This is a genomic window from Rhizobium sp. SJZ105, from assembly GCF_007828365.1.
Classification (GTDB): domain Bacteria; phylum Pseudomonadota; class Alphaproteobacteria; order Rhizobiales; family Rhizobiaceae; genus Agrobacterium; species Agrobacterium tumefaciens.
In genome coordinates, this window is sequence record NZ_VIUP01000005.1 from 176,573 (window position 1) to 199,063 (window position 22,491).

The window sequence follows — 22,491 nt, forward strand, 5'->3', positions numbered from 1 at the left end:
CGGGTTGAGATGGCGTCGGGTAAAGGGTATCAGGTGCCTCAATTCCAGGCGGACCTCCCGCAAGCAACAAGGCTTATCCTGACATGATCCCGGATTTTCTCGTCACCCATTCCGGTGGCTTCCATGCCGACGAACTGCTGTCCAGCGTCATCCTGACCCGACTTTTCCCGCAGGCCCGCATCGTCCGCAGCCGGGCGCCGGAATGGATCACCCCCGGCGTGGACCGCATCATCTACGATGTCGGCGGCGCCTATGACGCGACAAGCAGGATATTCGATCACCATCAGCGCGGCGCGCCGCTGAGGGATGACGGTCAGCCATATAGTTCATTCGGACTGATCTGGAAGCATTTCGGCCGGGACTATCTTGCCGCCTTCGGCATCCCCGATGAACATGTCGAAACCGTCCATACCTCTTTCGATGGCAGCTTTGTGCTGCCGGTCGATCTGGTCGACAATGGTGCGGTCAGCCCCTCCGTCGCCGGGCCGCTGGTTGCGCTGACGCTGCCTGTCCTGCTGGAAACTCTGAAACCTGTTTTTGACGAGACCGACCCCGAAGCCGATGATCGCAGTTTCCACGCGGCGCTCGTCATTGCCCGCAGCTTCGTCGAGGCGAAAATAGCCAAAAGCGCTGCGAAACTGCGCGCCGAGGCGCTGGTAATGCAGGCTATCGTCGATGCCGGTGAAGGTCATATTCTGGAATTGCCGATGGGCATGCCGTTTCGGCCCGCCATTGTGAAGGCGGGCGCAGACAATCTGCTGTTTGTCGTTCACCCGCGTGACAAGGACTGGTGTCTGACCGGTATCCGTCGCGCAGATGAAGGCTTTGAACTGCGAGCAGACCTGCCTGCGGCATGGGCTGGCCTTACAAATGGCGATCTGGAAGCCGTTTGCGGCATTGAAGGCGCGAGTTTCTGCCACAACGGCCGGTTTATTGCCGCCGCCAAAACCCGTGATGCCGCACTCGCCATGGCAGAGCTGGCTGTGAAAGAGGCGATCTTGCCTGCTCCCGTAGTCTAGTTCATTGAACAACGGCACATGAGTAGGAGATCGCCCGGAAGGCGGGCCGGCGAAGCATATAAAAGGATATGCCCGCAAATGTTCTTCGGCCGCATCACTGGACTCTCCTCCTCCATGCCCAACCGGGAACACCGTGTTCGTTCCCGATAATCTACGGAGCCGTTACTTTGTCGGCGACCGCAGCACTATTGGGCAGCAGGAGAAGGACTGCGATGGCACATAGCGCCGTTACCGCGGCAAGCCACCAGCAAAGTGTCGAAAACGCAGTCTGATAGGCATCCCGCAACAAGTCGTCCCCGATGTGGGACGATATTGCCGCTGCACCCGCCAGGTCGCCCACTGCCAGACGCTGACCTGTCTGATTCAAGAGGGGCGTAGACAAAGGCGTCAGCCGTCCGAGGGATGCCGAGGTCAATGCCGAAAGGGCGGCGCTGACGACTGCAAGCGCGATGCCCTCACCGGCGACCCGCACGGTACTGAATATGCCGGTCGCCATTCCCGCACGCTCCACCGGCACGACGCCAACGGACAAGCCATCCATCAGGCCCCATGGCAGGCCGGCGCCCACCCCGATGACGAGCATGGGCAGAACGATCATGGCTCCATCCTCTGCGGTGAAGCCGGCAAGCCAGACGAGGCCAGAGGCGGAGATCAGCAGGCCGATGCCGCAGAGCATGCCCGGCGAAACATGACGCGCCAACATCGTCGCGACTATAGGCACCACCAGCATCGGAGCCGACAGTCCCAACATGATGAACCCCGCCCCGATTGCTCCTTGTTGCTCGATACCGATGAGGCGCAACGGAATGACAACAAGAAGAACAACGAAACAGGCGCAGGTGGCGATTGGCAATAGCTGCACCCCCACGAACCGCGGATAACGGAACAGCGATAAGTCCAGCATCGGTCGCGCCGCCCGCATCTCGATCAAGACGAAGGCTGCAAGCGAAAACGCAAATCCTGTGCTGAAAGCCATGATACCGTTAGACCCGAGAACAGGCAGTTCGATCATCGCAACGGTGAAGAGGGTGAGTGTGAGGGTAAAGCTTGCAGCGCCCAGCCAGTCGAGTTCCGCCGCATTGGGATCCCTCGTTTCACGCATCCGTGGCGGGCCGAGGATCAGGGCAAGGAGGCCGATCAGGCCGCCGGCAAGGAATATTGCCCGCCATCCGACCGTTTCGATCATCAATCCCGTCAGCAGCGGACCAGATGCAAGACCGACGCCGAAGGTCGTTCCAAGCAACCCAAAGGCGCGCGTCCTAGCGTGGCCGTCGAATTCCTGCGCAAGTGCGGCCGTACCTCCGGCCAGGGCCGCGGCGGCGCCCACGCCTTGACCGGCACGTAGCAGATCGATGATCCACACCGAAGACGCAAATCCAAGCGCAAAGGAGAAGCCGGTAAACAGAGCAAGGCCGATCAAGAACACCCGCCTTCTGCCATATCGATCTGCCAGCGCGCCTGCCGCCATCAGAAGACTTCCGAAAGCCAGCATGAAGGCATTGGTGATCCAGGTGAGGGATGCAGGCGATCCCCCGAGGTCCTGCCCGATCGCCGGCGTGGCAACCGCACCGGCGGAGAAGTTCAAAGGAAGGGTCAAGGCGGCAAGACACACCGCCACCAATACCGAATTCCGGCTGGCTGAGGCTCTATGAGGGGCGTCGTTCATGCAAACTCCAATCGTGAAATGGGGTCGCGACACCAAGGTCGCGTATCGGCATCCATCCTCATCAGACGACATCAATTCGACAATCGGCCTCACGGGCCTTTCATTGCGGATTAAAATTCTTTAATCAGTGACAATGGATAAGTTGAGCGAGATCGATGCCTTCGTCCGGGTTGCCGAAAGGCTGAATTTTGCCAAGGCCGGGCAGAGCCTGGGCCTGTCACCTTCTGCTGTCGGAAAAAGCGTTGCCCGACTGGAGGCATCTCTGGGCGTACGGCTGTTCAATCGCACCACCCGGCAGGTCTCCCTGACCAATGAAGGGGCAATGCTGTTTGAGCGGTATCGGTCCATCCTGACCGATCTGCGCGACGCACATGAAGCAGTCACGGACAATCTGGCCCTACCTCGCGGCAGTCTGCGCGTGACGCTTCCGACAATCGGATACCGCTTTCTGCTGCCGATCGTGCCTGAATTTCGCCGGCGTTATCCCGATATCGATCTCGAACTCGACTTTAACGACAGGCGCGTCGATCTGATCGAGGGCGGCTTCGATGCTGCAATCCGCAGTGGCGAGCTTGATGATTCCAGCCTGATAGCGCGGCGTCTTGGGCCATTCCGCTTCATTTTATGCGCGTCGCCGGACTATTTTCAACGAATGGGCACACCCCTGCACCCCGGCCAATTGCCAGAGCATGATGCATTGCGCTTCCGCTTTCCGACCTCCGGCAGGTTTCAGGAATGGCTGCTGGAAAACGGCGACAACCCCCTGTCGAGCATGCGTATCGCCCTCACCTGCGGCAATATGGAGGCGATAAGGGCGGCGGCGATTGACGGGATGGGGCTCGCTTACATGCCTGAATTCCTGGCGACGGACGCCATCAGGGATGGCCTGCTCGAGACGGTCCTGAACGAACATCTCGCCGCACCAGGCCAGTTTTCAATTGTCTGGCCATCAGCCCGCTTCATGGCGCCGCGGCTGCGCGCCTTCATCGATTTTGCGATCGAAAAGCTCTTTGTCGAAACCTGACTGGAGTATCTGCGCACGACAGATGCTGGCGGGCTTATGCGCGCCGGTGGAGTTCGTCCATTGAAGCCATCGGCGGACTAATACGGTGCATTTCTTGACCAATAAGACAGTGGTGGGTAAATAAAGGATGCTGATGAGGAGTTTATGACCATGGACAAAGATCGCCGATAATCCGGACTTACGTCGATGACAGCGCAGTCTTTTTAAAACGACGCGTTGGCTAGCTCAGCATTTGCATCAAAGGAACATTCATGCCCAGACTTTCTGGAAAGACCGCACTCGTGACCGGCGCGGCACGCGGAATTGGTGCGGCTATCGCCCAAGCGTTTGCTGACGAGGGGGCACAGGTCATCGTTACCGATATAGACGTGGATGGCGGCTTGTTGACCGCAGGCTCAATCGGCGGGAGGTTTGTCCGTCTCGACGTCGCATGCGAGGCAGACTGGGCGAGAATTGCCAGTCAATTTCCCAAGATGGACGTCGTCGTCAACAATGCGGGAATAACAGGCTTTGAAGGACCGTTCGAAGGCCCCCCGCCAGCCCATGATCCAGAAAATGCCCAACTTGCTGATTGGCACAAGGTCCATGCGGTCAACCTGGATGGCACCTTTCTGGGCTGCCGTTATGCAATCCGCGCCATGCGAGCAAATGGTGCGGGGTCGATTATCAACATTTCCTCACGCTCAGGGCTTGTCGGAATTCCAATGGCAGCGGCCTACGCCTCATCCAAGGCCGCCGTCCGCAACCACACCAAGAGCGTGGCCCTATATTGCGCCGGTCAGGGCCTGAACATCCGGTGCAATTCAATTCACCCTGCAGCCGTGATGACACCGATGTGGGAGCCGATGTTGGGAAATGGCCCAGATCGCAAAGATCGTGAAGCCGCGCTGGTCAAAGAAACGCCCATGCAACGCTTTGGCAGGGCCGAGGAGGTAGCCGCACTCGCAGTCCTGCTCGCATCTGACGAGGCAACTTATATGACTGGGGCCGAACTGAACATCGATGGCGGCATTCTTGCAGGATCAGCCGCAGCACCGGGAAGCTAGAATAACGGGCTATGGGATGACCGAACCTTTTTGGTTCATTGCACCCATTATGATGGAAGATAGTAAAGGTCGAACTTCCACCGACCAGTTCTGTTGCACCCCCGGCAAACGCGTCAAAACCTTGGATCATTTGGGAAGAGTTCGGCCCAAATGACTGATGACGGCAATTGGCGCAAACCGATCAATCTATGCGTTGACGATCGTCGCTAAAAACTCAAGACGCACCCAGACGGAAAAGGCCCTCCCGGTTCGGAGAGGGCCTGTTTTCATTACCATCGATAGTCGCGACGGTCTCGCCATTCGCGATGTTCGCGCCAATCTCTGCGCTCGCGCCATTCTCTGCGGGCCTGACGTTCACGCCACTCCCTGCGGGCTTCCCAGCGATCACGTCTGTCCCAGCCGCGCTCATATCTCGGCGGTCCATTGGGCCGGCAATATCCGCGCGGCGATAGATGAAAGCCGCGTCCGCAAGCATAGTCCACACTTTGAACGTTGGATGCCAGGGGTGCGGCCGGTTGACCGACAGGCATAGCGTTCGCGCCACTGCCGAACAGGGCACCGAGAATTATTCCAGCGCTTAAAATCATCTTACGCATTTCATCTCCCTCCTTCCGGGATGGAGGGATTTAGCGCCCTTGCCGGTGAACTGTGGCTGAATGAATCTTGATGTTTTCGTGGCAAAAACTCCACAATTGTGGCAGATGCCGGCTTCGCGTTTCGATCACTGCGAAAGGGTGAAGCGGCGTCAAGGCGGCGCGGCTCACTGCCCCGCCCCAGTCAATGCAGACCTGTTATTCTTTTATGTGCCAGTGGGTTGAAGGGGCGCGATGTATGCCCTCCGGTTGCAGTCCCGCGGTTTTCGTCATAGTCCTCAAGCGAATGAGGAGACGGTAATTGAACCCCAATCTGGACACAAAGCCCGAACCAAAGCCAAAGAGCAAACGCCTCATCTGGCCTTGGGTGCTGTTGGCCGTTCTAACGCTTGCAGCCGTTCTCACGCTTGCGGGCATCTATATTTACAGGGAGCTGACATCGACGGCCGAGGATCTGGCTCGAACCTGGCGCGACCTCGTGCAATTGTTCTGGCTGATAATGCCGGACCGTCAGCCCTAGTCTTGGGTAACAGAAAGGCGCTAGTGGCAAAGCCTCAGCGCAGCATGGAATCCCAAAAAAATTGAAGAGTTAGCGGCGGCGGTGTATCGGATCGCAAACTCTGTTTTTGGGAACCTGAATGCAACCGTCTTTTAGATTACCGCCGCTGGAGGCGCTTGTTGTTTTTGAGGCAGCGTCCCGTTTGGGAAGCTTCTCCCGCGCGGGTAACGAGCTGGGCCTGACGCAGAGCGCCGTCAGCCGGCAGATCGGCAAGCTGGAAGCGTTCATTGGCTCCAAGCTTTTCGAGCGCGTGCCGACAGGCGTGCGACTGACGACCATCGGCGAAAACTACTCGATCGATATATCGCGGCTGATCCTCGATATCGCAAGTGTCACGGACGGCGTCCGCTCGTGGACCGGCGCCAGCCAAATCACCATCGCCTGCTCTCGCGGGATCGCGGATCAATGGTTCATGCCTCGCCTGCAGAAACTGAAACGCGATATTCCCGGCATCGAATTGCGGGTGCGGGTAACTGACGATGTGGCACATCTGCGTCTGGATGAATTCGACCTGGCTATTTTCTATCGCAAGGAAAGACCGATTGGCGTCTGGCTATCGGAACTCGGCCAGGAGGAGGTCGTCCCCGTTTCTGCCCGCGGCATGACCAATCTTATGGAGCAGAGGGCACCGGTTTTGATCTCCATCGAAGATTCTATGCGGGAATGGCAGGATTGGAGCGACTGGTGGCGCTCGTCACACCTGTTGCCGCCACAGGATGCAATCCAGTGGAAACTCGGAGACTATGGCCTCTGCGTCGCGGCGGCATCGCAGGGGCTTGGTGCAACGCTTGGGTGGACCTGGCTCATCCGCGACCAACTGGATAGCGGAGCGCTCGTTCCTGTGCATTCCCATGCCATGCGCTCGGAAGGCAAATTTTACCTGATGCGACCGGCAGATCGCCACCAGCGTAAAATTGTGCGCGAGGTTTCCGATTGGCTGATTGCAGACAACCATAAAACCGCGCGCTGAAACCCGTCATGCCTGCGCAGGAGGTGTCTTGCGGCGCCGGTCCAGGAGGAACCGCGCGTAGCCGATGATGGTGAACAGCAGCCAGGCGACCTGTGAAATCAGCGAGCCGAGGTTGAAGTTCCATATCAGCGAGTAGATCAGAAACACGCCACCCAGAACGTTTAAGAGAGTGTAGCGCCAGTCTTCTATCGTCAGAAGTCGTAGCTGCAACAGGGCATAGGCGAAGAGATAAAAAAACGCTCCTGCAAGGCCGACAAGATCCGCTAGCCCCATTTGTATCCACTCCATAAACACGCCCGCCCGGCGAGCGCCTGCTACACCGGACCCGCTCCGGCGCATCCCTTTACTCCGCTTCGCAGATAACCGGATGCGCTCAGATTTCATGACCCCATGCGCAAAAATCATACCCCCCTGCGCGCATCGGTATCTAGTGCCGAACCGTCGAGTACGATACGCCACTGCCAGCCGCGCCTCGTCCGGCCCCGATAAAAAACAGGGAACCCAAACATGACATCCTCCCCCTTTTCCTTCTCGCTCGACCGGCGGCATTTTCTTGCCGGCGCGGCCAGCCTCGCGGCGCTTTCTGCCGGTTTCATTACAGACGCCAGTGCGCAAGGCGCGGACACACCGAAGAAGGGTGGCGTTTTGAAATTGGGTATCGGCGGCGGCAGCACCACGGATAACCTCGATCCCCGCATCCTGAAGGACTGGGTGCCGGTCAATCAGGCCTTCATGATCATGAACGGCCTTGTCGAGATCGATGCCAGCAATCACGCTGTGCCTGAATTGTTCGAAAGCTGGGAAGCGCAGCCCGGCGCCGTGGAGTGGGTCTTCAAGCTGCGTCAGGGTGTCACCTTCCACAACGGCAAGACCCTGACGGTGGAAGACGTCATCTACTCCATCAACCTGCACCGCGGCGAAACCACATCTGCGGCACGCTCGGTCGCGTCTGCGCTCAAGAGCGTCGACAAGCTTTCCGACATCGAGGTCAAGATCGTCCTCGAAAGCGGCAATGCCGACCTTCCTTACATCCTGTCCGACTACCATTTCCTCGTTGTGCCCGAAGGCTGGACGGATTTCAGCAAACCTGTCGGCACCGGGCCATTCGTGTTCGAAAGCTACGATCCGGGCGTTCGTTCGCGCTTTACCCGTAATCCGAATTACTGGAAGCCGAATGCCGCTCACGTTGACGCCGTGGAAGTCATCGTCATCAACGATATCGCCGCACGCACCAATGCCATGATGTCGGGTCAGGTCCATGCGATCAACCAACTCGACTTCAAGACAGTAGACCTGCTGCGCCGTAACCCCAACCTCAACATCGTCCAATCGGCTGGCGGCCAGCACTTCACATTCCTGATGGATTGCACGCAGGCGCCATACAAGGACAACAATATCCGCCTTGCCATCAAGCACGCCATCGACCGCGAGCAGCTTTTGAAAACCGCGCTGCGTGGCTACGGCCGCATCGGGAACGATCATCCGATCCCGAGTTCTGACCGCTTTTATGCCGCGGATCTGGCGCAGCGTCCCTACGACCCCGAGAAGGCGAAGTTTTATCTGAAGCAGGCTGGCCTCGATACGCTCAAGGTAGAGATTTCCGCTTCCGACGCCGCCTTCTCCGGCGCTGTGGATGCAGCGGCGATTTTCCGCACGAGTGCGGCCAAGGGCGGCATCGATGTTTCGATCAAGCGCGAACCTGCCGATGGCTACTGGGACAACGTCTGGATGAAAGCTCCATTCTGCATGTCATACTGGGGTGGACGCCCGACAGCAGACCAGATGCTGACCATCGCTTACCAGTCCACCTCGGCGCAAAATGATACCCATTGGAAGAACGAAAACTTCGACAGGAAACTCATCGAGGCGCGTGCACTTCTCGATGATGCGAAGCGCAAGGAAATCTATGCCGAGCTTCAGGCGCTCATCTCCAATGAGGGCGGCGCCATGATCCCGATGTTCGGAGATTATCTGGATGCGACATCCAAGAAACTGAAGGGCGTGACCACGCATCCGATGTTCAACTTCATGGGTGCCCGTCTCGCTGAAAAGGTCTGGTTGGACGCATAATGACTAAGCTTATCCTGAAGCGCATTGCTTTGGGTATTTTGACGCTTCTGCTGGTGTCGGCGCTTATTTTCGCCGGCACTCAGCTTCTTCCCGGAGATGTGGCGTCGGCAATACTCGGACAGAATGCGACGCCTGAATCTCTCGCCGTGCTGCGCGCCGATCTCGGTCTGGAGCAGCCCCTTCTGCAACGTTATCTTTCATGGCTCGGCGGTTTCGTAACCGGCGACCTTGGAAATTCGCTGGCAAACCACCAGCCTGTCGCAGCTCTCTTATGGCCGCGGTTCTGGAACACCATGGCGCTGGCGCTTTATGCCGCCGTCGTGTCCGTTCCGGTTGCCGTGCTTCTGGGTCTGTTCAGTGCCATCTGGCGCGGCAGCCTGTTCGATCGGGCTGTCAACATCGTTGCGCTGGGCTTTGTTTCCCTTCCGGAATATTTTCTTGGCCTGTTGCTGATCCTTTTCGTGTCCGTGCAGTACAATCTTTTGCCGAGCCTTGCCGACACCTATCCGGGCATGGGCTTTGCGGATTGGCTGAAAGCCACCACGCTTCCTGCTCTGACGCTGGTTCTGGTGACTGTGGCGCAGATGCTGCGCATGACCCGTACCGCCGTTCTTGCGGTGATGGATCAGGCCTATGTCGAAACAGCCTATCTCAAGGGATTGCGGACCAAACGCGTGGTTCTTCGCCACGCGCTTCCCAACGCCGCGGCCCCGATCGTCAACGTCGTATCGTTCAACATCGCCTATCTCATCACCGGTGTGGTGCTGGTAGAGGCCGTGTTCAACTATAACGGCCTTGGCCGTTTCATGGTCGATGCCGTTTCGAAGCGGGACCTTCCGCTGGTACAGGCAGCAGCCCTCGTTTTCGGCGCAACCTACGTCATTCTAAACATCATTGCCGATGTGTCGGCAATTGCGCTTAACCCGCGCCTGAGGCATCCGCGATGAAAATGCTCCGCACCATCACCCCAACCGCATGGGTCGGTCTTTTCATCATCTCGGTCAACATCGTCCTGTTCGCAGCCGGTCCGCATATTGCGCCTTTCGGGCAGGAGGAGATCGTTGGTTCGCCTTTCGATCCGCCTTCGGCAATGCACTGGTTTGGCCTTGATCAGAACGGCCGCGATATGCTGTCGCGCCTTTTGGCCGGCGCGCAAATCTCCATTGGCGTTTCGCTGGCGGCGTCCCTGCTCTCCTTCACAATCGGCATCACGCTTGGTTTCATCGCGGCTATCTTCGGCGGCTGGCTCGATATGGTTCTTTCGCGCATCGTCGACACTGTCATGTGTATTCCAGTGCTGATCTCGGCTCTTGTCGTGCTGCAGGCGCTAGGCTCGTCCATCCCCGTGCTGATAGTGACCATTGCGCTTCTGGATTCCACCCGCGTCTTCCGTCTGGCGCGCATTGTCGCCCAGGGCGTGAATGTGCTGGAATATGCCGAGACCGCGCGCCTGCGCGGAGAAGGCCTGATCTGGCTGGTGTTCAGGGAGATACTGCCCAATGCCCTGCCGCCGCTCATTGCGGAATTCGGCCTGCGTTTCTGCTTCACCTTTCTGTTCGTGGCCGGTCTGTCCTTTCTCGGGCTTGGCGTTCAGCCGCCTTTCGCAGACTGGGGCGGCATGGTGAAGGACAACCAGCAGGCCATTCTTTACGGCCTCTACGCACCGCTATATCCGGCCGCTGCCATTGCTGTTCTCACCATCGGCGTCAATCTCGTCGTGGACTGGCTGCTGGCTGGCCGCAGCGCAATTCAGGGAGCAGACCGATGAGTAACAATGAGGTCCTGCAAATTCGCGGCCTGAAAGTTGCCGCACCGAATGGAGCAATTCTAGTTGATGGTATCGATCTGGATCTCAAGCGCGGTGAGGTCAAAGGGCTGATCGGTGAATCCGGCGCCGGTAAATCCACCATCGGGCTTGCCGCCATGGGATATGGCCGAAACGGTTGCCGAATCGTTGGTGGAGAAATCGTCGTGAATGGCGTTTCGCTGATGACGGTCGATCGCGCCGGTCGTGAGGCGGCGCGCGGTGCGCGCATCGCCTATGTGGCGCAAAGTGCAGCTGCGGCGTTCAACCCTGCCATGAAGATTGGCGAACAGATTATCGAGGGGCCGCTTTACCACGGCGTCATGAACCGGCGGGAAGCCGAAGCCTGGATGCTGGAACTGCTGCAAGCGCTGCAACTTCCCGATTATCAGAATTTCGGCGACCGTTACCCGCATCAGGTCTCCGGTGGGCAGTTACAGCGCGCGATGGTGGCCATGGCAATGTCATGCCGCCCTGACATACTCGTGCTGGACGAACCCACAACGGCACTCGATGTCACCACGCAGATTGAGGTCCTGGCCCTGCTCCGCAGTCTCATCCAGCGCTACAATACCGCCGCCCTCTACATCACGCATGACCTTGCCGTCGTCGCGCAGATTGCTGACAGCATCATGGTCTTGCGCCATGGCAAGAAGGTAGAGGCCGGTTCTGCCGAGGATATCCTCGAGCACCCGCAGGAAGACTATACGCGCCGTCTTGTTTCCGAACGCCAAGCCAGCATGTCCGGCGAATCCGTGGAGAACAGGGGTGGTGAAATCCTGCTCGAAGCGCGTGACGTCACCGCCTACTACGGTCGCAAGAAGGTGCTGGACAACGTTCACTGCGAAATCCGAAAGGGCGAAACACTGGCAGTCGTGGGTGAATCCGGTTCGGGAAAATCCACTTTGGCCAGGGTTATCGCCGGGTTGCCGCCGCAATCCTCCGGTGTCGTTTCGCTGGCTGGACACCGGCTTGCGGACAAGTACTCTAGGCGTTCGCGCGAAGATCTGCGCCGTATCCAGCTCGTCTACCAGCTTCCGGATGTGGCGCTCAATCCACGCCACACCGTCGGCGAGATCATCGGCCGTCCCATGTCGTTCTATTTCGGAATGAATGACGATGAGCGCGCCTCCGAGGTGAACCGGTTGCTGGACCTGATCGGTCTGCCCCGGGAGTTTGCAGAGCGCCTGCCAAAAGCGCTTTCCGGGGGGCAGAAGCAGCGCGTGTGTATCGCACGCGCACTTGCCGCAAGACCCGATCTTATCATCTGCGACGAGGTGACATCGGCACTTGATCCTCTCGTGGCGGAAGAAATTCTCAGACTGTTGCGCTCGTTGCAGGATGAACTGGGCGTCTCCTATCTGTTCATCACCCATGACCTCGGCGTCGTTCGCCGGCTCGCCGACAGGACGATGGTGATGCAGCATGGCCGCATTGTCGAAACCGGCACGACCAAGGAGGTTTTTGCACCTCCTTACCAACCCTATACCGAACAGCTCATCACCTCGGTCCCCGAACTGCGGCGCGACTGGCTGGATGGCGTGCTGGCAAAACGTGGCCTCCCCGCCGCATGATCTGCGGGGCGGTTCACTCTTTGATGGGAGCCGCCTCGCATTCTTTCATTGTTGTCTCCCGGCAAAGCGATGCTCGCTTCAAATGACCCGACTGGAATACCCCAAATGACAATACGTGTTGAAGAACATATCTGGATTCCCATGAGCGATGGCGTACGCCTTGGTGCTCGCCTTTGGCTGCCGGAGGGCGCGGAACAATCGCCGGTTCCCGCCATTCTCGAGTATATTCCCTATCGCAAGCGAGACGGAACCCGCGGGCGCGACGAGCCGATGCACGGCTATTTTGCCAGCCAGGGATATGCCGCAATTCGCGTGGACATGCGTGGCACAGGCGAATCCGATGGCCACATGGCGGACGAATATCTGAAGCAGGAACAGGACGACGCACTCGAGGTGATCGACTGGATTTCCCGCCAGCCGTGGTGCAGCGGCAATGTCGGCATGATGGGCAAGAGCTGGGGCGGCTTCAACGGCCTGCAGGTCGCCGCCCGCCGTCCGCCGGCACTGAAAGCCGTCATCACCGCCTATTCGACCGACAACCGTTATACCGACGACATTCACTACATGGGCGGTCTGCTGCTGAACGACAATCTGTGGTGGGGCACCATCATGCTTGCTTATCAGAGCCGTCCGCTTGATCCGGAGATCGTTGGCGACACGTGGCGCGACAGCTGGATCGAGCGCCTGGAGAAGCTCCCCTTCTTTCCCGCACTCTGGCTTCAACACCAACGTTACGACGATTACTGGAAACACGGCTCGGTCTGCGAAGACTGGAGCGCCATTGAATGCCCGGTCCTTGCCATCGGCGCATGGGCGGACAGCTATACCAATGCCGTCCCGCGGCTTCTGGAGAACCTTCAGGTCCCGCGTCGCGGCATCATCGGTCCGTGGGGCCATATCTACCCCCAAGATGGCGTTCCCGGTCCCGCAATTGGCTTCCTGCAGGAAGCAACGCGCTGGTGGGACCATTGGCTGAAAGGCAAGGACACCGGCGTCATGGACGAGCCGATGCTGCGCGCCTTCGTCAGCGACACGATCGAACCGACCGGTACGCGCACGACGACGCAAGGCCGCTGGGTGGGTGAAGCGACATGGCCTTCGCCTGAAATCGCAACCCGCTCACTTTACCCCGGTGCAGCGAAGGAACTGCGCGATACGGCAGGCGAACCGGCAATTCTCAGCATTCGTTCGCCGCAAAGCCACGGCAAGGCGGGCGGGGAATGGATGGCGACGGGTTGCCCCGGCGAACATCCAACCGATCAGCGGCTCGACAACGGTGGCGCGCTCGTTTTCGAAACCGACTTGCTGGAAGAGGATTTCGATATTCTCGGTGCGCCGGTAGCGCGTCTGCGCATTGCCGCAGATTGCCCTGTCGCGCAGATTTCACTGCGCCTCAACGACGTCTTGCCGGATGGCCGTGTCACACGTGTCAGTTATCAGGTTTTCAACCTGACCCACCGCGATAGCCACGAAAATCCGGAAGCGTTGGAACCCGGCAAATTTTACGATGTCGCAATCAAGCTCAATGACTGCGGTTATCGTTTTGCCAAAGGGCACCGGCTGCAACTCGCCATCGCCACGGCCTACTGGCCGATGGTATGGACATCGCCTTACGATGCGACGATCAGCGTCTCCATTGCAGAAAGTGCGCTTGACCTGCCCGTGCGTGCCACCTGTGACGACAAGCCTGTGCGTTTCGAGGCCCCTGCCCACGGCCCATCGACACCCATGACACAGGTCGATCCCGGCACGGTCCGCCGCTGGACCGAACAGGACCATGAGACGGGTATCAACACCTATGTCACGGAAGGCGTGGGCGGCTTGTTCGGCGAGGGCGTGTTGCGGTTTGACGACATCGACACCGAACTCAGCCATAGCCTGCGGCGTCAATTGACCATTCGCGACGGAGATCCCCTCTCCGCGAAATACGTCCTCACCCAGACATATGAAATTGGCCGCGATGGGTGGCGCATCAAGATCGAGAGCCGCACCGAGATGCGCTCCGACAGGGAGAATTTCTACCTGACCGGAGAACTTTCGGCACTCGAAAATGGCAGCCTCGTCAAAACCCGGAAGTGGGATGAGCGCTACAAACGCGACCTCATCTGATGTCGCATGGCCCTTGCAGCTATTTGCGGGGGCCTACAACATACTATTGTCTCGATACCGTACCTGTCAGCTTTCCTGTTCAGGAGCGATCAATGTCACGGTTGGGAAACAGGATCGATATCGGCCTACGTCTCGTGTCAGAAGCGGGAGACCTTGAACCGCGGCATGAGCTCCAATAAAAAAGTCCGGCAAAACGCCTGTGCGGGATCCGCCCGCACGGCGATACTGCGTGAAGACCTTCCCGCTAAAAACAATGCAGAGCGAGTAAAAGGGATGGCCAAGCACAACTTTTTGTCGAGACGCGAAAATCAGAAAAACTAATAGTTGACTCGACTGTGCAAGCGCGCTATAACGAACCATCGAATTTGCTTGCTTAGCTTTGCTTGTTGCGCGATTGGCACCGCGTTCTGAACGAACCTTTCCTTTCAAAATCGCTATCAATGTCCGCAGCGCTTCTCAGTGCTGTGGGTCCTCTATCGCTATGAAAGGGTTCATCATGACCACTGGCACAGTTAAATGGTTTAATTCCACTAAAGGCTTCGGCTTCATTCAGCCTGACAACGGCGGCATAGATGCCTTCGTTCATATCTCCGCCGTTGAGCGGGCTGGTATGCGCGAACTCGTCGAAGGCCAGAAGATCGGCTTCGACCTGGAACGCGACAACAAGTCCGGCAAAATGTCGGCCTGCAATCTGCAGGCTGCCTAACGGGTTTTGCTTCCCTTTGACCACGGATGTACTGGCACTGCCGGAAGCACCCCGAACCAATCAAGGCCAGGCAAATTGCCTGGCCTTTTGTTTTCCGCTCGCATGCCGAGCCTTACCACCGGAACACCCATGACAGAAAAATACAGTATCTCGCGCCAGAAGGCCGAGGTTGCCTTCAGCAACATCCAGACGCCGTTCTTCGCAAAGGACAAAGCGCTCGACGAGCTTGATTCGATCACGCAATCCCGCGACGCCAAGACCTTGCGGCTGCGGGAAGCACGTCTTGCAAAGGAACAGTCTGATCGCATTTCTGCGACATCCGCTCTTCTTGCCAAGCGTGCCCGTGCACGATGATGGTTTTGACGGCATCGTCAGAACAGGTGCCTGAAGCCAATTCGCATCAGACGGCTTCCTGACCATCCCGGTATATACAGACGCCGGGCCTTGAGCTGTTGCATGCCTGTCAACTCCCAGGCAAGCTTACGTTCCAGCTGCCCAAGCGCGGCGCCAATTGTATTAAATCACTAAATTAGAATTATATTTAAAAACCGAAGCTATCGGCGTTTACGTCTCGCTCCAGGTCATCGTGTAACGCGTTCCCTTGGCCTGTTCCGGGTGCGTATGCGTTTGCTCGACACGAGCACCAATGTTCTGAGCCATTGCCATAATCAGCTTTGTTCCGAGGCCAGTACCACGCGGAGATGCGTCGGGCTTTGAACCGACACCATCGTCTTCGACAACGAGAACAAATTGCCGATTTTCTTCCGAAAGTCCGACGCGAACCGTGCCGGATTGATCTGGATAAGCGTATTTCAGCGCGTTGGTCAGCAGCTCGGTGATGATGACACCCAGAGCTACGGCATGGTCTGCCTTGAGGCTGATGTCACAAAGCGATGTTTCGACGGTAATGGACGAAGATCCGGGAACCGCCTGAAACAACCCATCGATGATCGACGTCAGGTACGAATTGAGCGATACCAGACCTATATTGTCGGTATTGTAAAGGCTGCGGTGAACGCCGGCGATCGCCGAAATCCTGCTTTGGGTTTCCAGCAAGGCGACTTCGGCTTCCTCAGACTTGATGGTGTTTATCTGCAGGCGAATCATGGCGGATACCAGCGAGAGGCTGTTGGCCACCCGATGGTTCATCTCCTTCACCATCATTTCCGCATGTTCCTTGGCCTTCACCAGCAACCGGTCGGATTCCTCCTTCGTCTGACGCAGACGATGGTTTTCCAGCGACTGATCGATAGCCGTAAGCAACAGCGGGAAAAAGTCGTCACCGACATTCTTTATGACGTAGTCGGCGGCACCCGCCTTGAGGGCGTCGATCGCGATCTGGGCTTCGTTCGATCCCGTTACATAAAGAACGGGAACCCGCCCCGGCAAGGACTGAATCGCGGCAAGGAACTCCATTCCCGTCGATGTCTGGAAGTAATGGTCCAGAACGACGATATCGAACTGCTCGTCTTGAAACATCTTGAGCCCGGACGCCACGGATGCGGCATGGACCACCTCCATTCCGTGACGACCGAGGATCCGGCTGGAAAGCCGCGCCAGAGCCGGATCATCATCAACATACAAAACGCGCAATGCCATCATGCCTTCAAGGTACTTGAATTACGGAGAAGAACAGGCCGAGGTTCTTTATCGCACTCGCAAAGCCTTCGTAGTCGACCGGCTTGGTTATATAGACATTTGCACCAAGGTCATAACATTTCTGAATCTCGGTTTCGTCATCCGTCGTCGTCAAAACGACCACCGGCAAACGGCGCGTATATTCGTTACTCTTGATCTCCTCGAGAATTCGGATACCCGACATATCAGGGAGGTTAAGATCGAGCAAAACGAGAAGATATCGATCTTTGCTGACAACGCCATCGCGGTTTTCACCGAGGATGTAGTCGAGTGCCTTTGCACCGAGCGTAAAGGGCATGATCTCGTTGTTCACACCTGCGCGACGTACGTTCTTCTCGATCAGCCGAGCATGACCTTCGTCATCCTCGATCATAATGATCGTTACCTCTTGACCGGTTGCCTTCATTTTTCGCCTTCTTTCGTCACTTTTCTGAGATCGCTCGGCAGCAGCAACGTAAATGTACTGCCTTTGCCAAGTTCGGAACTCACCTTAATGTCTCCTCCTAAACTTCTTATTAGCGACCGAACATGGGCAAGGCCGATGCCTTCCCCCGGCTGATCCTGATCACCGGCGCGGCGAAAGAGTTCGAACACCCGTTCCAGATCATGCTCGCCAATGCCGCGCCCGTTGTCGCTGACTTCGATGCTGATGGCACCCCGCCCGGACGGATAAGCACGGGCAGTCAATCGCAGCGGTCGTCCCGGCATCTGGTATTTCACCGCATTGTCGAAAAGATTGCCAAGGATTTGGTCGAGAGAGATACGATCCGTCACGACTGTCAGCTTTGATGTCTCGACACTGATCTCGCCGCCATTGGCATTGATCTGGTGACGAACCGTCTCGGAGAGCGATGACAGCAATGTCTCTATGTCGACTTTTTCCGGCTGCAGCTTTCGCTGACCATCGCGCGATATCTTCAAGATCGCATTGATCAGCTGGTCCATCTTGCGTGTCGAAGAGCGGATGAAACTGATCGCCTCGGGAAGATCTTCCTCGACAGCCAGTCTGGCATCCCGAACCACGTCGTCGGAAGGCATTTTGCCGTCTGCGAGCACATAAGCGGTGACCGGCTTCAGGGACGTATCGAATTCCGAGAGGAACCCCATGATATTGACGAGCGGCGCACGCAAATCATGCGTGACGATATAGGCGAAGCGCTGAATTTCCTGATTGGCGCTGCGAAGATCACGGGTTCTTTCCTCAACCCGCTCCTCCAGATGGCGATTTAGCTCGTCAACATCTTCCCGAGACCGGTTCAAAGCACGGATATATGTGAAAACCAGAAAGATTGAACCGCCGACAACAAGCAGGATCGCCAGCGTGCCGCCGAGCGTTACCCATTGCAATGTATTGGCGGCGCCAAGTTGGTCTCCGACGATGATGCGTAGCCGATCGTCGGTCTGCGATTGCAGCTTCGACAAGATCGCCCTGATTTCGTTCATGAACCGTTTGCCGTCATTCTCACGGACGACCTCGACTGCCTCGGTGATGCGTCCTGCCTTTTGCAGATCGATGGTTTCCTGGGTTTCAGCCAGCTTGTTGGCGACGGCATTACCGAGATCCGTCAGATCCTGCTCGTATTGCTTCTGGTCCTTCAGCACTTCGAGAAGTCTGGACTGCCTCTGCGGCAACAGGCTCAAGGCCTCCTGATAAGGGCCCAGATACTCGATGTTGTTGGTCAGCAGATAACCCCTCTGCCCCGTTTCAATGTCCTGCATCGACGTCAGGATATCGAGAATGGCTGCCCGCACACGGCGCAACTCGGCTGTTTCTTGCGAGTACCGGTTGTTCACCTGCACTAGCCACAGCGAAGTGGCGACCATTCCGGTCAATATTGCAACACCCACAGCGAGCATAAACAGACTTCGCTGAGCAAAAGGCGAAAAACTAATCACAGTTGTAAATTCCCGGCATGCACCTCATTCGCGCGCAAACTAGAATATGCGGCGCATTGAATCGAACGTTTTATTTTCGATTCATATGGGAACCACTTTTGACGACGCGCGTTGAGCAAGGCTGTAAAAAATATTCCGCTCAGAAAAGCGGATAGCGGTGCGAAACTTCACGGTTTTTCAATGCGGAATGCCAGAATTGCCTTAAACAACCTGAACCAGATGGCCCGGGGAAACGGTTTTATAGTTTCGCGTCGGCGTTTGAAATCCCATCGGCCGAATCGGGCTTTTCAGTTCATCGTTGGATATACCGCGCTTTATTCCGCGTCGCGCCGGATCGGGTACCGGCACTGCCGCCATAAGTTTCTTCGTGTAGGCATGTTGCGGATTGTCGAAAACAGCAGCGCGCGGACCGATCTCCACAATCTCACCGAGATACATCACCGCGACGCGATGGCTGACACGCTCCACCACCGCCATATCGTGGGAGATGAAGAGGAAGGCGAGATTGAGGCTCTGTTGCAGGTCGAGGAGCAGGTTGCAGACCTGCGCCTTGATCGAAACATCGAGAGCCGACACGCTTTCGTCGGCAACAATGACCTTCGGATCGAGGGCAAGCGCACGGGCAATCGCGATGCGCTGGCGCTGGCCGCCGGAAAATTCGTGAGGATAGCGGCTCGCCATGTCGGCGGTTAGACCAACCTTTTCGAGGAGGTCGGCAGTCTTTTCCTTCGCCTGCTTCGTGGTGCCCATTTTGTGCTTGATGAAGGGTTCGGAAATCGCCGTACCCACCGTCATGCGCGGATTGAGCGACGAGAACGGATCCTGAAAGATCATCTGTACGGACTTACGCATATTGCGCAGGCCGACGGTATCGAGCCGCATCACATCGTAACCATCGAGCGAAACCTCGCCGGCCGTCGGTTCGACAAGACGCATGATCGAGCGGCCGGTCGTCGACTTTCCGCAACCGGACTCGCCGACCAGAGCAAGCGTCTCCCCCTGAAACAGATCGAAGGAGACGTTTTCGACCGCGTGGACCGCACCCGTCTGCCGGGCCAAAAGGCCGGAGCGGATGGGAAACCGCGTCACGAGGTTCTTGACCGACAGGACAGGTGTCTGTCCGCTCGCAACCGTTTCGGCCACTTCTACCGGCTCGGTCGACAGGCCGGTTTTCATGTCGAGGACCGGAAAGCGCGTCGGCCACTGCCGGTCGCGCATCGAGCCGAGCTTCGGCACCGCCGAAAGCAGCGCCCGCGTATAGGGATGCTTGCCGCGCTGGAATATATCCCCGGTCGGTCCGGTCTCGACCTCATCGCCCCGGAACATGACAATGGTGCGGTCGGCGATCTCCGCCACGACGCCCATATCATGAGTAATGAAGAGGACCGACATGCCCTCCTCTTCCTGAAGCAGTTTGATCAGATCGAGAATCTGGCCCTGAATGGTGACGTCGAGCGCGGTCGTCGGTTCATCGGCGATCAGCAGTTTCGGCCGGGAAGCGAGCGCCATTGCGATCATCACGCGCTGGCGCATGCCACCGGAAAACTGATGCGGATACTCGTCGAAGCGACCCGCCGCGTTGGGAATACGAACCTTTTCGAGAAGCCGGACCGTCTCCGCCCTTGCCTGCTGCTTCGAAAAGCCCTTGTGCCGGATGAGGACCTCGGAAATCTGGCGGCCGATCGTGAAGATCGGATTGAGCGACGTCATAGGCTCCTGAAATATCATCGAGACGTCGTTGCCCCGCACGCCCCGCATGTCCTTCTCGGAAAGCGCCAGAAGATTGCGCCCGTTCAAGAGAACTTCACCCTCAATCCGGCTGAAAGCGGGGCTAAGCAGGCGCATGATGGACAGCGAGGTGACGGACTTTCCCGAACCGGACTCACCGACAATCGCGACGGTTTCGCCCGGAGCGACATCGAAGGAGACGTTACGGACGACGCTCTTCCAAGCATCATCGACGAGAAAAGAAGTGGTCAGGTTTCTAACGGAGAGAACAGGTGTCGTATTCATGATGTCATCGTCCCACAGCATAGGCCTGCATCAGTCGCGGGGTTGCGGCGGCCCGCAGCAGGCCATCGGCATCCCGCTTTGCGGCAGTCAGGCGCCCCACCGACCACGCATCGGCAACGGTGACCTTGTGTCCGCGGCGGCGAAGCTCCTGCAGCGTGATATCACCCACGGTGCTTTCCACCATGATCTCGCCCGGCGAGCTGGTGCGCGGATAAAACGAGCCGGGAAAATGCGAGGTATGGAACAGCGGCATGTCGATGGCCGCCTGCAGGTTCTTGCCGTGATGCGCATAACGCAGGAAGAAGGGCAGCTGCCATTGATCCTGCTGATCGCCGCCCGGAGTACCGAACACCATGGAAGGGCGTCCCTGATGCAGCGCGAGCGAGGGTGTCAACGTGGTGCGCGGGCGTTTTCCAGGTGCAAGCGAGGTCGGCAGGCCTTCCTTCAACCAGAACATCTGGGCGCGGGAATTGAGCGCAAAGCCCAATCCCGGAACGATTGGCGAGGATTGCAGCCAGCCGCCGGACGGCGTGGTTGAGACCATGTTGCCCCAGCGGTCTATGACATCGATATGCACGGTATCGCCGCGTTTTTCTGTAAGATGCGACATGGTGGGCTCGTAGACGGTGCCCTTGCCGCTCATTTCGGCGAGCATGGCCATGGTGGCGTCCACCTGCTTCTCGTAACCCGGCACGATGCCGGGACGCAGATCGAGGGATGCCTCGGTGGCGATCAGTTTACGACGCCCGGCATTGTAGCCTTCAGAGAGAAGATATTCCGTCGGAATCTGGCCGAAATCAGGATCGCCGTAATAGACCTCACGGTCGGCAAAGGCGAGCTTCATGGCCTCAACGATGGTGTGGATGAAATCGGGGCCGGACGGGTCCATGGCCGCAAGATCGAAGCCTTTCAACAGGGCGAGCGACTGCAACAAAACCGGTCCCTGCCCCCAGGCAGGCGTCTTTGCAATCGTCCAGTCATGATAATCAAGCGTCTGCGGCGCCTCGATGGTCGCGCTCCAGTCCGCCATATCCTGCGCCGTCAACACGCCCTTGTGCTTGGTGCCGCTTGCATCCATGACTTCAGCGGTCTTGACGTAAGTGTCGATGGCTTCCGCTACGAAACCCCGATAGAAAGCGTCGCGTGCAGCTTCAATCTGGTTTTCGCGACCCGAACGCGCTTCGGATTCAGTGACGATCCGCTTGTAGGTTTCCGCAAGTACAGGATTCCTGAAAAGGGCGTGCGGCTCGGGTGCGGCACCACCCGGCAGCCAGGTCTCATAGGATGTCGGCCATTCCTTCTCGAAGAATTCTGCAAGCCCCTTGATGGTGGCGGAAACGCGCGGCAGGGTCGGATGTCCGTATTCGGCATAATAGATGGCCGGTTCCAGCACCTCGCGCACGCTCATCGTGCCGTAGTCGCGCAGCATCAGCATCCAGCCATCGAAGGCTCCGGGAATGACGGTTGCAAGCAGACCATCGCCGGGGATCAGCTTAAGCCCCTCCGAGGTATAGTGCTCGATGGTCGCGCCACTCGGAGCAGGCCCCTGCGCGCAGATGACTTCGACCTTGTCCTTCTTCTTTGAATAAAAGACGGCAGGCATGTCGCCGCCGGGGCCACAGAGATGCGGTTCGACGATCTGCAGCACGAAGCCGGTGGCAACCGCTGCGTCGAAGGCGTTACCTCCCTTTTCGAGGATTGCCATGCCCACGGCCGATGCGATCCAGTGCGTCGAGGTGACGACGCCGAATGTGCCAAGGATCTCGGGGCGTGTGGTAAATTCGGTCATTCAGTCAGTTCCTTA

20 protein-coding genes and 1 pseudogene are annotated in these 22,491 nt (G+C 57.8%); 12 read left to right on the top strand and 9 right to left on the bottom strand.

Annotated elements, in window-relative coordinates; genetic code table 11:
- The first annotated feature begins 83 nt into the window (after positions 1–83).
- Positions 84–1,019, top strand: coding sequence for an MYG1 family protein (locus FB593_RS17360; protein WP_060642706.1), 936 nt, complete (start codon positions 84–86; stop codon positions 1,017–1,019).
- A gap of 151 nt (positions 1,020–1,170) precedes the next feature.
- Here FB593_RS17360 and FB593_RS17365 read toward each other — a convergent pair whose 3' ends face one another.
- Entirely contained in the window at positions 1,171–2,685 is a 1,515-nt protein-coding gene (locus FB593_RS17365) for an MFS transporter (RefSeq protein WP_321186288.1), read from the bottom strand.
- A gap of 133 nt (positions 2,686–2,818) precedes the next feature.
- Between FB593_RS17365 and FB593_RS17370 the strand changes: the two genes are divergently transcribed.
- Both FB593_RS17370 and FB593_RS17375 read left to right on the top strand, forming a co-directional pair.
- A complete protein-coding gene (locus tag FB593_RS17370) occupies positions 2,819–3,709 on the top strand; it encodes a LysR family transcriptional regulator (protein ID WP_112235912.1) in 891 nt (296 codons plus the stop codon).
- A gap of 251 nt (positions 3,710–3,960) precedes the next feature.
- A complete protein-coding gene (locus FB593_RS17375) occupies positions 3,961–4,755 on the top strand; it encodes an SDR family oxidoreductase (RefSeq protein WP_076844824.1) in 795 nt (264 codons plus the stop codon).
- 269 nt (positions 4,756–5,024) lie between these two features.
- Here the strand turns inward: FB593_RS17375 and FB593_RS28085 are convergent, their stop codons facing one another.
- On the bottom strand, positions 5,025–5,351 hold the full coding sequence (locus tag FB593_RS28085; protein WP_013761339.1) for a GCG_CRPN prefix-to-repeats domain-containing protein: 327 nt from the start codon (positions 5,349–5,351) through the stop codon (positions 5,025–5,027).
- A gap of 298 nt (positions 5,352–5,649) precedes the next feature.
- On the opposite strand from FB593_RS28085, the gene FB593_RS17385 reads away from it, so the two are divergent.
- Together FB593_RS17385 and FB593_RS17390 are read left to right on the top strand one after the other, a co-directional pair.
- On the top strand, positions 5,650–5,868 hold the full coding sequence (locus FB593_RS17385) for a hypothetical protein (RefSeq protein WP_003517716.1): 219 nt from the start codon (positions 5,650–5,652) through the stop codon (positions 5,866–5,868).
- A gap of 118 nt (positions 5,869–5,986) precedes the next feature.
- Positions 5,987–6,877 carry a LysR substrate-binding domain-containing protein gene (locus FB593_RS17390; RefSeq protein WP_013761341.1) on the top strand — a complete coding sequence of 297 codons (891 nt, stop codon included), beginning with the start codon at positions 5,987–5,989 and terminating at the stop codon, positions 6,875–6,877.
- Between the two features lie 6 nt (positions 6,878–6,883).
- Here the strand turns inward: FB593_RS17390 and FB593_RS17395 are convergent, their stop codons facing one another.
- The gene (locus FB593_RS17395) at positions 6,884–7,150 is read right to left on the bottom strand and encodes a CBU_0592 family membrane protein (RefSeq protein WP_003517727.1); all 267 of its coding nucleotides are present in this window, start codon (positions 7,148–7,150) and stop codon (positions 6,884–6,886) included.
- A gap of 234 nt (positions 7,151–7,384) precedes the next feature.
- Here FB593_RS17395 and FB593_RS17400 point away from each other — a divergent pair, with 234 nt between their 5' ends.
- From FB593_RS17400 to FB593_RS17420, 5 genes are all read left to right on the top strand, one after another.
- Complete coding sequence (locus tag FB593_RS17400; RefSeq protein WP_112162061.1) at positions 7,385–8,947, top strand: ABC transporter substrate-binding protein; 1,563 nt, start codon at positions 7,385–7,387, stop codon at positions 8,945–8,947.
- Positions 8,947–9,894, top strand: coding sequence for an ABC transporter permease (locus FB593_RS17405; RefSeq protein WP_003517729.1), 948 nt, complete (start codon positions 8,947–8,949; stop codon positions 9,892–9,894). Before FB593_RS17400 ends, FB593_RS17405 begins: the two co-directional genes overlap by 1 nt.
- Entirely contained in the window at positions 9,891–10,715 is an 825-nt protein-coding gene (locus FB593_RS17410) for an ABC transporter permease (protein WP_019566413.1), read from the top strand. The genes FB593_RS17405 and FB593_RS17410 overlap by 4 nt, the downstream gene beginning before the upstream one ends.
- Entirely contained in the window at positions 10,712–12,325 is a 1,614-nt protein-coding gene (locus tag FB593_RS17415; protein ID WP_145166804.1) for an ABC transporter ATP-binding protein, read from the top strand. Before FB593_RS17410 ends, FB593_RS17415 begins: the two co-directional genes overlap by 4 nt.
- Before the next feature lie 105 nt (positions 12,326–12,430).
- On the top strand, positions 12,431–14,434 hold the full coding sequence (locus tag FB593_RS17420; RefSeq protein ID WP_145166805.1) for a CocE/NonD family hydrolase: 2,004 nt from the start codon (positions 12,431–12,433) through the stop codon (positions 14,432–14,434).
- A gap of 66 nt (positions 14,435–14,500) precedes the next feature.
- On the opposite strand, the pseudogene FB593_RS27850 reads toward FB593_RS17420, so the two are convergent.
- Positions 14,501–14,706, bottom strand: a pseudogene (locus FB593_RS27850) (type II toxin-antitoxin system VapC family toxin); the annotation flags it as partial.
- A gap of 224 nt (positions 14,707–14,930) precedes the next feature.
- Here FB593_RS27850 and FB593_RS17430 point away from each other — a divergent pair.
- Both FB593_RS17430 and FB593_RS17435 read left to right on the top strand, forming a co-directional pair.
- Positions 14,931–15,140: a cold-shock protein gene (locus FB593_RS17430; RefSeq protein ID WP_145166806.1), complete on the top strand. Its 210-nt coding sequence runs from the start codon at positions 14,931–14,933 to the stop codon at positions 15,138–15,140.
- 129 nt (positions 15,141–15,269) lie between these two features.
- Positions 15,270–15,494 carry a hypothetical protein gene (locus FB593_RS17435; protein ID WP_003517740.1) on the top strand — a complete coding sequence of 75 codons (225 nt, stop codon included), beginning with the start codon at positions 15,270–15,272 and terminating at the stop codon, positions 15,492–15,494.
- A 210-nt stretch (positions 15,495–15,704) separates the two neighbouring features.
- On the opposite strand, the gene FB593_RS17440 is transcribed toward FB593_RS17435, so the two are convergent.
- The 5 genes from FB593_RS17440 to FB593_RS17460 all read right to left on the bottom strand — a co-directional run bounded on the left by FB593_RS17440 (position 15,705) and on the right by FB593_RS17460 (position 22,476).
- Positions 15,705–16,742 carry a sensor histidine kinase gene (locus FB593_RS17440; protein WP_025596004.1) on the bottom strand — a complete coding sequence of 346 codons (1,038 nt, stop codon included), beginning with the start codon at positions 16,740–16,742 and terminating at the stop codon, positions 15,705–15,707.
- Between the two features lie 4 nt (positions 16,743–16,746).
- Positions 16,747–17,184, bottom strand: coding sequence for a response regulator (locus FB593_RS17445; protein WP_003517744.1), 438 nt, complete (start codon positions 17,182–17,184; stop codon positions 16,747–16,749).
- Positions 17,181–18,635, bottom strand: a complete 1,455-nt coding sequence (locus FB593_RS17450) for a sensor histidine kinase (protein ID WP_003517745.1) — start codon at positions 18,633–18,635, stop codon at positions 17,181–17,183. The genes FB593_RS17445 and FB593_RS17450 overlap by 4 nt, the downstream gene beginning before the upstream one ends.
- A gap of 240 nt (positions 18,636–18,875) precedes the next feature.
- Entirely contained in the window at positions 18,876–20,687 is a 1,812-nt protein-coding gene (locus tag FB593_RS17455) for an ABC transporter ATP-binding protein (RefSeq protein WP_112156848.1), read from the bottom strand.
- Between the two features lie 4 nt (positions 20,688–20,691).
- Complete coding sequence (locus tag FB593_RS17460; RefSeq protein ID WP_112162066.1) at positions 20,692–22,476, bottom strand: gamma-glutamyltransferase family protein; 1,785 nt, start codon at positions 22,474–22,476, stop codon at positions 20,692–20,694.
- Positions 22,477–22,491 lie beyond the last annotated feature (15 nt).